Origin of the sequence: Ottowia sp. (assembly GCF_046348305.1) — a bacterium.
Taxonomy (GTDB): domain Bacteria; phylum Pseudomonadota; class Gammaproteobacteria; order Burkholderiales; family Burkholderiaceae_C; genus Ottowia.
Genome location: NZ_JAXMEM010000003.1, coordinates 170,617 through 183,039 on the forward strand (window position 1 = coordinate 170,617; position 12,423 = coordinate 183,039).

The following is a 12,423-nucleotide window of genomic DNA, read 5'->3' on the forward strand; positions in this document are numbered from 1 at the left end:
AATTGCCCGTGCACGCGCAGCGTGCTGGCGGGCGATTGAGCCGCGAGAACTGACATGAAAAAGATACTGATCGCCAACCGCGGCGAAATCGCCCGCCGCGTCATCGCCACCGCGCGCCGCATGGGCATCCAGACCGTGGCGGTCTATTCCGACGCCGATGTGGACGCGCTGCACGTGCGTGAAGCCACCACGTCCGTTGCGCTGGGTGGCAACGCGTCGGCCGACAGTTATCTGCGCGTGGACAAGCTGCTGGCGGCTGCCAAAGCGACCGGCGCGGACGCGGTGCATCCGGGCTACGGGTTTCTGAGTGAAGACGCCGGTTTTGCGCAAGCCGTGCAGGACGCGGGCCTGATCTGGATCGGCCCGCCGCCCGCTGCCATCCGCGCGCTGGGCGACAAGGCTGCCGCCAAAGCGCTGGCTGCCAGGCAGGGCGTGCCTTGCCTGCCCGGCTATGCGGGCGACGACCAGAGCGAGAAGCGCTTTGCCGCCGAGGCCAAGAAGATCGGCTTTCCCGTCATGGTCAAGGCCGTGGCCGGTGGCGGCGGGCGCGGCATGCGACTGGTCACCGAAGCGGGGCAATTGGCGCAGGCGATGACCAGCGCGCGTTCCGAGGCGCTGGCCGGCTTTGGCAATGGCGATTTGCTGATGGAGCGCGCCGTGATGCACCCGCGCCACGTCGAGGTGCAGGTGTTTGCCGACACGCACGGCAACGCCGTGCACTTGGGCGAGCGCGACTGCTCGGTGCAGCGCCGTCACCAGAAGATCGTCGAGGAAGCGCCCAGCCCGGCTGTGTCGCCCGAGCTGCGTGCGCGCATGGGCCAGTGCGCCGTGGCGCTGGCGCAGGGCGCGGGCTACGTCGGTGCTGGCACGGTCGAGTTTCTCGTCGAAGGCGATGGCCTGAGCGCCGCCGGGCCGCCCCAAGGCGCGAGCGCCCCCTCGGGGGGCAGCGAACCGCGCGAAGCGGGGAGCGTGGGGGGACAATTTTTCCTCATGGAGATGAACACCCGCCTGCAGGTCGAGCACCCGGTGACCGAAGCAATCACCGGGCTCGATCTGATGGAATGGCAAATCCGCGTCGCGCGCGGCGAGCCGCTGCCGCTGGCGCAAGATCAGATCAAGCTGAGCGGCCACTCGATCGAAGTGCGCCTGTGCGCCGAAGACGAAAACTACGTGCCGCACGCCGGCCGCATCGCGCATTTCAGCGCGCCGCAAGCCAGCCAGTTTGAGCGCGCGCCGCTGCGCTTCGACCACGCCATCGTCGCCGGCGGCGAAGTCCCGCCTTACTACGACGCCATGCTCGGCAAGCTGATCGTGCATGCGCCCACGCGCGCCGAAGCCATCGACGCGCTGATCGGCGCGCTGGCGCGCACCGAGGTGCTGGGCCTGCCCACCAACCGCGGCTTTTTGATGGAGTGTCTGGACGACGCGCTCTTTCGGCGCGGTGAGGCGCTGATCTCGTTTCTGGCTGAGCACGGTGACGCCTTGCGCAAGTCGCTATTGAAAAAAGAGCGTGAAGCGCACAACCATTGCGCGCTGGCGGCCGTTTACCCGCAGGGTGCGGGCGACTTGCCCTGCGCCTTCGCCGCGCCCTGGCGCCTGGCGCACCGCGGCGACGTCAGCGCGCTGGCGGTGCGTGCCGTCGCCGATGGCGTCCAAGTGCTGGGCCAGACCGCGCGCACCATCGGGTTGCAGCCCGTGGCGGATGGCGTCGTGCTGTGCCAGGAAGATGGCATCACGCGGCGCGTGCGTGCCGTTCAGGTGCCCACGGCTGAGGCGCCGCGGCGCTGGCACGCCCAGTCGGGCGGCGTGGATTGGTGGTTCAATGATGAGTCTTTTGACTCGGCAGCCGGCGCGGGGCAAGCGCAAGCAGCTACAGAATTGAAAGCGCCGTTCAACGGCAAGGTGGTGCGTGTCGCGGCAGCCAAGGGGCAGGCGCTGAAGGCGGGCGAAACGGCGGTGGTGATCGAGTCGATGAAACTGGAGCACAGCGTGGCGCCGCGCGCCGATGCGACCGTGGCCGAGGTGCTGGTGGAGGTCGGCCAACAGGTCACGCCCGGGCAGGTGCTGCTGCGCTTTGAGCCGTCCACGATAAGCCAGGGCGACGCACAAGCCGAGCCGGTCGAACAAGAAGCGCCAAGATGACCGACATGACCGACGCTGAATTGCGCGAAGCGCGCACTGCCCTGGCGGATCTGGTCGAGCGCTTTGCGCGCACCGAGATCGCGCCGCACGTGACCGAATGGGATGCAGCGGGCGAATTCCCGCGCGCGCTGTACCGCCGAGCGGCCGAACTGGGCCTGCTGGGCATGGGCTACCCCGAAGAATTCGGCGGCACGCCGGCGCCCCACGCTCTGCGCATGGTGATGTGGCGCGCGCTGTGCCGCTTCGGCACCTCGGGCGGTGTGCAGGCCAGCCTGCTGTCGCACAACATCGGCCTGCCACCGGTGGTGGCGCTGGCGAGCGACGCGGTCAAGCGCGAAGTCGTGCCCCCCGTGCTGGCGGGCGAAAAAATCGCGGCGCTGGCCATCACCGAGCCCGGTGGCGGTTCGGACGTGGCGGCGGTGCACACCACGGCGCGGCGCGAGGGCGATGAATACGTGGTCGATGGCGAGAAGATCTTCATCACATCGGGCATGCGCGCCGACTGGATCACGGTGGCCGTGCGAACCAACTTGCAGAGCAAGGGTTCGTCCGGGCTCAGCCTGCTGCTGGTGCCCGGAGACAGCAAGGGGTTGTCGCGCACGCGCCTGGACAAGATGGGCTGGCTCTGTTCCGACACCGCGCAGCTGCGCTTCGACGGCGTGCGCGTGCCGGCGCGCTATCTGCTGGGCGCCGAGGGTGCGGGCTTCAAGGCGATCATGGGCAACTTCAACGGCGAGCGCTTCGGCATCGCTGCCGGCGCCCTGGGCTTTGCCGAAGCCTGCTACGACGAAGCCTTGGCCTGGGCGCAGCAACGCAAGACTTTCGGGCAGGCGCTGGTGGGCCATCAGGTGATTCGCCACAAGCTGGTGGACATGCAGCAGCACATTCGCGCCACGGCGGCGTGGCTGGAGCAACTGGCCGCCCGTGCAGATGCCGGCGATACTGGAGCGGATTGGGTCGGCGAGGTGGCCGCGCTCAAGAACCAGGCCACGCAGACCCTGCAATTCTGCGCCGACGCCGGCGTGCAGATCCTGGGCGGCATGGGCTACATGCGCGGCACCGTGTGCGAGCGCATCTACCGCGAGGTCAAGGTCATCACCATCGGCGGCGGCACCGAGGAAATCATGAAAGAGTTGGCCGCCAGACAGTGGGGCATTGTGTGATGCGGCACCGGACGCGCAACACGAGTCGAAGGGGCATTTGATGATCCATCTCTACCACTGCGTCGATGCGCGCTCGTTCCGGCCCCTGTGGGTGCTGGAGGAAATGCGCCTGCCCTACGAACTGACGGTGCTGCCCTTTCCGCCGCGCGTGCTGGCGCCCGAGTACAAGAAGCTCAACCCGCTGGGCACCATTCCGCTGCTGCTGGATGGTGCCACGCGCATGACCGAATCGGCCGCCATCGGCCACTACCTGGCCACGCGCCACGGCCCCAGCCTGCTGGCGGTCGATGTGGCCGAGGACGACTACGGCGCGTTCCTGAACTGGACGCACTTTGGCGAGGCCACGCTCACCTTTCCGCAAACCCTGGTGCTGCGCTATTCGCTGCTGGAGCCCGAGGCCCACCGCTTGCCGCAGGTGGCCGATGCCTACGCCCAATGGTTTCTGGCGCGCCTGCGCGCCATCGAGGCGGCGCTGGAGGGTCGCGACTGGCTTTGCGCCGGGCGCTTCACGGTGGCCGACGTGTCGGTGGGTTATGCCTTGCTGCTGGCCAGCTTCCTGAAGCTGCACGACCAATTCGGCCCCAACGTGACGGCGTATTGGCAGCGCCTGCAGCAGCGCGAGGGCTACCAGCGCGCGCGTGCTGCGCAACAGCGCGCCGCCGAGCAGGCCGGCCTGGGGCCGACGTTTGGGTCAATGTAGCGCGCGGCCGGATCCCGCGCGCCCGCGCCATGCTTCAGGCGCCGGCCTCACCCGTCCCGTAGGCCGCGTGGCGCGCGGCGACGGCGGCCACGTCGTGGCTGAGGATCACCAGGTCATGCACGTTCCCGCCGCGGTCGGCCACGTGCTGGCGCAGCAGGGCCTCGGGCTTGAAGCCCAGGTCTTCGAACACCGCGATCGCGCCGGCTTCCTTGGTCGTCATCTGCGCCACCAGTTTTTTCAGGCCCAGATCAAGCGCCTGCAAAAAGCACTCCTGGATCAGCAGCCGGCCCAGGCCCTTGCCGCGCCAGTCGGGCGCCGTGAGCACGCGCAGTTCACCCACGTGGCGCGACCAGCTCATGCGGCCGGTATAGATCGTCGTGCAGCCCACCATGGCACCGCCAGAACGCGCCACCAGGCTGTGAATGGTGCCCGCGTCCAGCGCGCGCATCCACGCGTCCTGCACCTTCGGGTGGCTGATGTCGCGCGGCACGAAGAGCAGGTCATCGGGCGGCAGCGCGGCGACGAACTGCTGCAGCGCTGCGCGGTCGGATGCGGCCATGCGCGCGACTTCGACGGCGCCGCCCTTGCACGCCAACTGGCGCGGGTAGGTGAGTGAGGTTTCTTGATTCATGTTGAACGACCTTGCAACCAGGAATCGAGTTTGGGCCACATGCGCTTGATGGCGTTGGCGCCGGCGGCAATGCTCACGTGGCCGCCGGGCAGCACCACCTCTTCCTTGTCGGTGGAGCCGATCATCTTGATCAGCGGCGCCGAGCAGCCGGACGGCACGATGTGGTCGTACTGCGCCACCACGTGCAGCAACGGGATGGTGATCTTCCCCAGATCGACCGGCCACCCACCCACGCGCAGCGTGCCGTTGTAGAGCTCGTTGTCGCGCAGCAGTTGCTGCGTCAATTCCTTGAAATAGCGACCCGGCAGCGGCAGCGTTTCATTGCCCCAGCGCTCCATGCGGCGAAAGCCGGCGACGAACTGGTCGTTCCACAGGTTGTCCCACAACCGGATCTGGCCGACGGCGCGACTGGCCGGGCGCAGCGCTTCAAAGCCGGCGGCAACGACCTGGGCGGGGATGATGCCGTTTTTCTCGACAAAGGCGTCGAGGTCGAACGACTGCTCGCTCGACATCGCGCGAAACAGCTCCATCTGCGAGTAATCCACCGGCGTGGTGAAGCACGCCATGTTCTTCACCGGCCCATCGGGGTGCAGCGACTGGTAGATCGCGCTCAGCATGCCGCCGGCGCAATAGCCCACCAGGCTGATATCCTGCTCGCCCGAGTGTTCCTGCACGCGGCGAATGCAGTCGGGAATGAAGTCCAGCGTGTAGTCGGCCAGCCCGAGATCGCGCTCGCGCATCGTGGGCGGATTCCAGTCCAGCATGTAGACGTCGTAGCCGCGCTTGAGCAAGAACTCCACCAGGCTTTGCCCGGGCGCCAGCTCCAGCACAAAGCCCTTGTTGGTGGGCGCCATCACGATCAGCAGCGGGACGCGGTACACCTCGTCGGCCTGCGCGCGGTAGTGCAGCAGCTCCAGCGTTCCTCGCCGGTGCAGTACGGTTTTGGGGGTGTGCCCACGGCGGGCGGCGGTGCGCACAGCAGATCGATGCCCTTGAGCGCGCGCTGTACCGCGTGATCGACCTCTGCTGCCAGGCGTTCGGTGAGGGCCGGGTCGGCCGCTCGTTGGGCAACGGCAGTGGCCATGTTTACCTCTTTGCGGCGCGCCGCACGGGCGCCTTCTTGGTTGCCGATTTGGCGCTGCGCTTGCGCGCCGCCGCCGCGGGCGTGAGCTCTGCAGCAGGGGCGATTGCGAGCGCAGGCTCAGGTGCAAGCGTGGGCGCGGGTGCCAGCGCCGGTGCGGATTCGGATGCTGCGGCGACCGGGGGCCGGCGCGTGCGCGGGGGCCGGGGGCTGGTGTCGCTCGCAGGCAGCAGGCGATCCATCTTCTCGTCCAGACGCTGCAGCATTTCGACCACCGCGAGCAGGTCTTTGCGGCTGGGCAGGTTGACGCGCTGCAGATAGACCTCGACCAGCTTTTCGAACGCCTGCTGCATGCCGCTCGAGAGGGCCATGGATTGCTGCACCGTGCGCATCAGCTCGGGCGATTTGATGCCGGATTGACCCCATGTGTTGGCCTCTTTCTCCAGCTTGGTGAGTGCCTCGCTTCACATTTGCATCGGGTCCGGGATTGGAGAGCTTGCCATTTCAAATTCTGCTTTCGTCGATGGTGGGTCCAACATCAAACGCTGCAAAAGCGCCGGCGTGCGTTCGTGGGCCACCTTGTTCGCCTCGGCCAGCGCCGCGAAATTCCTTGCATTGCGTCGGTGCTGTCGTCACCACCACATGCTGAAACCAACGCAAGCACGCCTGTGGCTGCTCGGCGAGGACCGATCGACGGATCGTTGAACGTCTCATGGTTTCTCCTTGCACCGTTCAAGGCCGGCGCGATTTTGTGGATGAAAGAATCACGCGCGGAAGCTGCGGCGTCCCCGAGCGGGTCGCCTCGGTCTGAGCCTGAAGCGGTGTGTCGTTACGCCATCGCCGGGCGCGGCTGTCCGACGGTCGCCGCGCGCATCACGATCATCAGCAAGATCCCGGCGGTGATCCACATCGCGCCCACCAGATACAGGCTGGCCGTCTGCGAGCCGGTGACCGTGGTGATGCGCGTGGTGATCCACGGCATGACGGCTGGGCCCAGATTGCCCAGGCTACTGACCAGGGCAATGCCGCCGGCCGCGGTCTTCTTGGGCAGATACTCGCTGACGGCAGTAAAGAAGATCGGGGTAGCCGACGACTGGCCCATGAAGAGTATGGCCAGGCCCACCAGCGACACCAGGAGATTGCCTTGCGACCAGGCGACGATCGTTGTGCCCGCGAGGCCGAGCACGGTGCACAAGAAGAAGTGCAGACGCCGCTCGTTGTGCTTGTCGGAGTTGCGCCCGATCAGCACCATGGTGACCATTGCGATCAACGACGGAATGGCCGTGAGCACACCGACCAGGAACACATCCGCAACGCCCCAGCTCTTGACCAGGGTCGGCACCCAGAACACCATGGCGTAGGTTGCCCCGAGGAACAGCGCGTAGGTGAACGCCAGCGTGAAGATCTTGGGGTCGCGGATCAGCGCGAACAGCGATCCGTGCGACGCGCCCGCGACGGCATGCGCATCGTGCTCGAGGTGGTCGCGCAGCGCGGCCTTCTCCTGCGGCGTCAGCCAGTTGGCGTCGTCGGGCGAGTTCTTCAGGTAGAAAAAGGCAGTGATGCCGAGGATCGACGCGGGAATGCCCTGCGTGATGAAGAGCCACTGCCAGCCGTGCATGCCGCCCAGGCCTTCCATGTACTTCAGGATGGCGCCGCACACGGGGCCGGCAATCAGGAAGGCGATCGTCGCCCCCGTCATGAAGACCGCGATGGCCTTGCCGCGGCGCGCGCCCGGGTACCAGTAGGTCAGGTACAGGATGACACCGGGGAAGAATCCGGCCTCGCATACGCCGAGCATGAAGCGCAGGATGTAGAACACCGCCGGCGACTCGACGAACGCCATGCCGGCCGCGAACAAGCCCCACAGGAACATGATGCGCAGCAGCGTCATGCGCGCGCCGATCTTCTCGAGCATCAGGTTGCTCGGCACCTCGAACAGCAGGTAGCCGATGAAAAAGATGCCGGCACCCAGGGCATAGACCTAGTTGCTCCACGGCAGCGTCTGCTTCATCTGCAACTGCGCGTAGCCGATGTTGACGCGGTCGAGGAAGGCGATGATGTAGCAGATGGTCAGCAGCGGCAGCAGATGCCAGCTGACCTTGGAAAAGAGCGCCTCGTCGGCGTGCGAGTAGTGAACCTCGGGACCTTCGTGCTTCAAAACGGGGCCTGCCATGTTTGTCTCCTCGGCTTTGTGATCGTTACTGGGCGCTCGCGCGCTTGGCCGCCGCAGCCCGACTGGGTGAAGCGGTCTTCCTGGTTGCCTTGGCCGTCTTGCGCGGCTTGGGCTTGGACGGCACCTTCGCGGTTACACCGTTGGCGCTGACAGCGTTCTTGGGCGTTGTTTGCGCGGGCTCCGGAGCAGCCGCTGCAGCCACGGCGTCGACCGAGGGCAGGGCTTCGATCTCCTTGAGCGCCGCCTTCAGGTACCCGATCAACTCGTACGACTCCGATTGCGACAGCACGCGGCGGCACGCGGTCAGGCCGAACTCGAGCAGGTCGCCGTAGCTGTGCACCGTGATGTTCAGCGCCACGCCGTGCGCGGGGATCGACACCGGGAAATAGTGCACCATGCGCGCGCCGGCCATGTACAGCGTCATGGGTGGCCCCGGCACGTTGGAGATGCACACGCTGCCGACGGGTGGCATTTTTTGTGCGAGTTTGGAGCGGCCGTACAGCGACGACAGGCTGCTCAGGATCCAGGGCGTGCCGGTCAGCGGCAGGTCCACGCCGAGCACCGGCTTGAGCTCGCGCACCACGGCCTTGGCTGCTTCAGACGACGCATGGATGGCCTTGAAGCGTTCGGCCACGTCGTCCACATCAGTGGCCAGGTCCACGCGCACCATCGACACCTGGTTGTTCATCGAGTCGTCGCCGGCGCTGCGCAGGCTGACCGGCACCGCCGCGATCAGCGGCTGCTTGGGCAGCTCGCCGCGCTCCTGCAAGAAGCGCCGCAACGCTCCGGCGCACATCGCCATGACCACGGTATTGACGGTGCCGCCGACGCGTTTGCCCAGCGCCTTCAGCTCCTTCAAGTCCAGCGACAGGGTGCTGAAGGAGCGCTGGTTGGTGATCGAGTCGTTGAACAGGGTCTTGGGCGCCAGGCCCAGCATCAGGCTGCGCCCGCCCTGGGGCGCGCTCTGGCGGGCCAGCACGCCGCCCGCCGTGGTCAGCGCCTTGGCCGCCGTGGGCAGCAGCTCGGCCAGCTTGCGATACTGCGCGGCCGAGTTGGCGACGGCCGCCTGCAGCAGTTCGGTAACGCCGAGCTGATAGCCGCCGCCGCTCTTGCGCCGCGGCGGCTTGACTTCGCGGATTTCGGGCGAGATGTCGTAGAGCACCTTGGCCATTTCCGCCCCGGCCTTGCCGTCCACGCCGCTGTGGTGCGCCTTGGTGTAGAAGGCGACCTGGCCGTTCTGCAGGCCTTCGATCACATACATCTCCCACAGCGGCCGGCTGCGGTCGAGCAGGCTGGAGTGCAGCCGCGCGACAAGCTGATCGAGCTGCTCCATCGTGCCGGGGCGGCGCAGCGTCAGCGAGCGCACGTGGTAGTCGATGTCGATGTCGTCGTCGTCGATCCACACGGGCTCGGACAGCTCGAAGGGCATGGTGGCGAGCTTGCGGCCCAGGATCGCGGCGATGTGCAGGCGTTTGCCGATCATCGCCTTGACGTCTTCGTAATAGTCGCCCTGGTAGCCCTTGGGCAGCTCGAACAGCATCAGGCTGCCGACGTGCATCGGCATCTCCGGTGTTTCGAGGTGCAGGAACGCGGCGTCCATGCTGGTGAGGTGGTGCATTGTCTTCTCCTTGCTCAGGTTCGGTTCGAGCCGGCGCTTTCACGCACCAGCGGTGCGCTTGCGTTCCTCTTCGTCGACCAGATCCTTCTTCGACAGCTTGCCAACGGCGGTCCTGGGCAGATCGGCGCGGATTTCCAGGGCGTGCACCATCTCGTGCTTGCCCAGCTTGTCCTTCAGGAAGGCCTGCAACTGCTCCAGCGTGAACGGCTCGGCGCCGTCCTTGAGCGTGAGGAAAGCCTTGGGCGACTGCCCGCGATATTCGTCGGGGATGCCGATGACGGCCACTTCGCGCACCGCCGGGTGCTGGTAGATGGCCTCTTCCAGCACGCGCGGATAGACGTTGTAGCCGCTGCACAGCAGCATGTCCTTGGTGCGGTCGACGATGTAGACAAAGCCGTCCTCGTCCATGGTGGCCACGTCGCCGGTGCGAAACAGGCCGTCGGAGGTCATCGAGGCGGCGCTGGCCTCGGGATTGTTCCAGTAGCCCTTCATCACGTTCGGGCCCTTGATGCACATTTCGCCCTTCTCGCCCAGCGGCACGTACTTGGTGGGGTCCTCGAGATCGAGCATCTTGATCGTGGTGCCGGGATGCGGGATACCGCACGAGCCGGGTCTGGCGCGGCCTTGCATGGGCGTGAAGGTCCCGGTGGGCGAAGTCTCGGTCATGCCCCAGCCTTCGGCCAGCCGCGTGCCTGTCAGCTCGGTGAAGCGCTTGCCCAGCTCGACCGGCAAGGGCGCACCGCCCGAATTGCACAGCTTGAGCGAGCGCAGGTCATGCTTGGGCGTGTCGGGATCGTTGATCAGCGCGGTGAACATCGTGGGTACGCCGGCAAACACCGTCACCTTCTGGCTGCTGATGTCGGCCAGGGCCGCTTTCGGGTCGAAGCGGATGTGCTGGATCACCTCGGCCGCCAGGCGCACACCGAGCAGCATGTTCACCGTCAGCGCATAGATGTGAAACGGTGGCAGCACGGCAAGCACGCGCTCCTGGCCTTCGTGCAGCAGCGGTGGCTGCATGCTGCAGGCGGTCTCCATGACCTGCGCAACGGCCGACGACAGGTTGGCGTGGGTCAGCATCGCGCCCTTGGGCAGCCCGGTGGTGCCGCCGGTGTACTGCAGCAGCGCGATCGCCTCGGTCGGCTCGCCCAGCGGATGCGGGGTGTACTTGCCGTCGTTGTCCAGCAGCGCGGCAAAGCTCATGTGGTGCTCATCGCTCGCGATGGGTACGGTTTGCTTGCCAGCCTTCATGTGCGCCGCCACCTGCTCGGGTTGGGCGGACATTTCGGCGACGTTGCCGACGACGAGCTTCTTGAGCCGCGTCTTGCCGAGCATGGCGGCCATCTGCGGATAAAGCGCCGCCAGATCGAGTGTGACCAGCACGTCGGTGCGGCTGTCTTCGATCTTGTGCTCGAGCACCTTGGCCGCGTCCAGCGGCGAGTAGTTGACCGCCGTGCCGCCGGCCTTCCAGATGCCGAACAAGGCGATCAGGTAGTGCGGCGTATTCGCCAGAAACAGCCCGACGTGCACGCCGGGCTTGACGCCCAGGTTTTGCAGGCCCTTGGCGGCGCGGCTGGCCAGCGCGTCGAGCTCGCGGTAGCTGATGCGCTTGCCCATGAATTGCAGTGCCGGCTTGTCGGGCCAATTGGCGGCGGCGTCTTCCAGCAGTTTCTGCACCGCTGTCGGTTCGAGCGGCGCGTCCCAACGCACGCCTTTGGGGTAGGACTTGATCCAGGGCATTTCACTCATGCTTGTCTCCTTGTTGTGCCGGCATCAGCCGGACCGTTGGCCGAGGGGTTGTTGAAATTCGTGTTTGTTTGTGTCTATCTGCGACTATTGGGCATGCGCGGCAATGGCGTCGATGATCGAGGGCCACATCGAGATGGGCAATGCGTGCCCCATGCCTTTGATGACGTGCATCCTGGCGCCCGGAATCGAGCGCTGGGTATCGGTGCCGCAGGCCAGTGGCACCAGCGGATCGACGTCGCCATGGATGATGAGCGCCGGTGCGCGTACGCTGGCCAAAGCCCGCTTGCGGCTGCCCGATGCGACGATGGCGACCAGTTGCCGCGCCACGCCAGCCGGATTCAGACCGCGGGCGAAGTTGCGCTCGGCGCGTTCGATGTCACGTGCCTCGTCTTCGGGAAAGCTGCCCACGCGCAGCACCTTCCAGGTTTGCTGAAAGCTCTGCAAGTAGTCGCTCTTGTTGCGCGGCGGCGGCTTGAGCAGCACGGCCATGGCTTGCTGGGTGGGCGGCGGCAGGCCGGGCTCGCCGGTGGTGGCCATGATCGAGGTCAGCGTGCGTACGCGCGTGGGGTGGTGAATGGCCAGCAGTTGCGCGATCGCGCCGCCCATCGATGCGCCAACGATGTGCGCACTCTTGATCCCGAGCGCATCCAACAAGCCGACCGCGTCATCGGCCATGTCGCGCAGCAGATAGGGCGCCTGAACGGGGCGACCCGCCAGCGCCGCCATCACGGCTGCGCCGGCATCGGGCACGCCAGCGGCAGTCAGGTGGGTCGAGCGGCCGATGTCCCGGTTGTCGAACCGAACCACCCAATAGCCACGCGCAGCCAGCTGCTTGCAGAACGAATCGTCCCAGGCAATCATCTGCGCGGCCAGCCCCATGATGAGCAGCAGCGGCGGCGCCGTCGGGTCGCCAAAACTGTCGTAGCACAACTCGATCCCATTGGTTTTGGCGAACGCAGCCGCAGCTTGATCCTGCTCGGCATCGGTGGGCATCGGTTCGTCTCCTTGGGCGGCCCCTTCTGCAACGCTCGCCGCCGAAGGGTCTGGGGCAAACCATTGTGCGGGCTTGTCTCGGCGCATGTCAAGACTGGCTCTGCTTCCACGATGCTGGCCGAAGGTGTAAGGTGAAAGGGCCTGTCCGCCAGGCCGCCATCAACCCTTTTCACAAG

The 12,423-nt window shown here is 66.5% G+C and carries 11 protein-coding genes; 3 read left to right on the forward strand and 8 right to left on the reverse strand.

Annotation, left to right across the window (positions count from 1 at the left end; translation table 11 throughout):
• The first annotated feature begins 54 nt into the window (after window positions 1–54).
• From U1F38_RS00935 to U1F38_RS00945, 3 genes are read left to right on the forward strand one after another with little or no spacing between them, the layout of a single operon-like run.
• Window positions 55–2,142: an acetyl/propionyl/methylcrotonyl-CoA carboxylase subunit alpha gene (locus U1F38_RS00935; RefSeq protein WP_409985177.1), complete on the forward strand. Its 2,088-nt coding sequence runs from the start codon at window positions 55–57 to the stop codon at window positions 2,140–2,142.
• Between the two features lie 5 nt (window positions 2,143–2,147).
• Window positions 2,148–3,305, forward strand: coding sequence for an acyl-CoA dehydrogenase family protein (locus U1F38_RS00940; protein ID WP_409985778.1), 1,158 nt, complete (start codon window positions 2,148–2,150; stop codon window positions 3,303–3,305).
• 40 nt (window positions 3,306–3,345) lie between these two features.
• Window positions 3,346–4,005 (forward strand): glutathione S-transferase family protein, encoded by a 660-nt coding sequence (locus U1F38_RS00945; RefSeq protein WP_409985178.1) that lies wholly within the window; start codon window positions 3,346–3,348, stop codon window positions 4,003–4,005.
• A gap of 34 nt (window positions 4,006–4,039) precedes the next feature.
• Here the strand turns inward: U1F38_RS00945 and U1F38_RS00950 are convergent, their stop codons facing one another.
• The 8 genes from U1F38_RS00950 to U1F38_RS00985 form a co-directional block, all read right to left on the reverse strand.
• Complete coding sequence (locus U1F38_RS00950; protein ID WP_409985179.1) at window positions 4,040–4,636, reverse strand: N-acetyltransferase family protein; 597 nt, start codon at window positions 4,634–4,636, stop codon at window positions 4,040–4,042.
• Window positions 4,633–5,613, reverse strand: coding sequence for an alpha/beta fold hydrolase (locus U1F38_RS00955; RefSeq protein WP_409985180.1), 981 nt, complete (start codon window positions 5,611–5,613; stop codon window positions 4,633–4,635). Before U1F38_RS00955 ends, U1F38_RS00950 begins: the two co-directional genes overlap by 4 nt.
• A 109-nt stretch (window positions 5,614–5,722) precedes the next feature.
• The gene (locus U1F38_RS00960; RefSeq protein WP_409985181.1) at window positions 5,723–6,109 is read right to left on the reverse strand and encodes a hypothetical protein; all 387 of its coding nucleotides are present in this window, start codon (window positions 6,107–6,109) and stop codon (window positions 5,723–5,725) included.
• 437 nt (window positions 6,110–6,546) lie between these two features.
• Entirely contained in the window at window positions 6,547–7,689 is a 1,143-nt protein-coding gene (locus U1F38_RS00965; protein ID WP_409985779.1) for an MFS transporter, read from the reverse strand.
• Window positions 7,690–7,698: 9 nt separating this feature from the next.
• Entirely contained in the window at window positions 7,699–7,890 is a 192-nt protein-coding gene (locus U1F38_RS00970; RefSeq protein WP_409985182.1) for a hypothetical protein, read from the reverse strand.
• A gap of 25 nt (window positions 7,891–7,915) precedes the next feature.
• Window positions 7,916–9,508, reverse strand: coding sequence for a WS/DGAT/MGAT family O-acyltransferase (locus U1F38_RS00975; RefSeq protein WP_409985183.1), 1,593 nt, complete (start codon window positions 9,506–9,508; stop codon window positions 7,916–7,918).
• 39 nt (window positions 9,509–9,547) lie between these two features.
• Window positions 9,548–11,254, reverse strand: a complete 1,707-nt coding sequence (locus U1F38_RS00980; RefSeq protein ID WP_409985184.1) for a long-chain-fatty-acid--CoA ligase — start codon at window positions 11,252–11,254, stop codon at window positions 9,548–9,550.
• A gap of 84 nt (window positions 11,255–11,338) precedes the next feature.
• Entirely contained in the window at window positions 11,339–12,247 is a 909-nt protein-coding gene (locus tag U1F38_RS00985) for an alpha/beta fold hydrolase (protein ID WP_409985185.1), read from the reverse strand.
• Window positions 12,248–12,423: the final 176 nt, after the last annotated feature.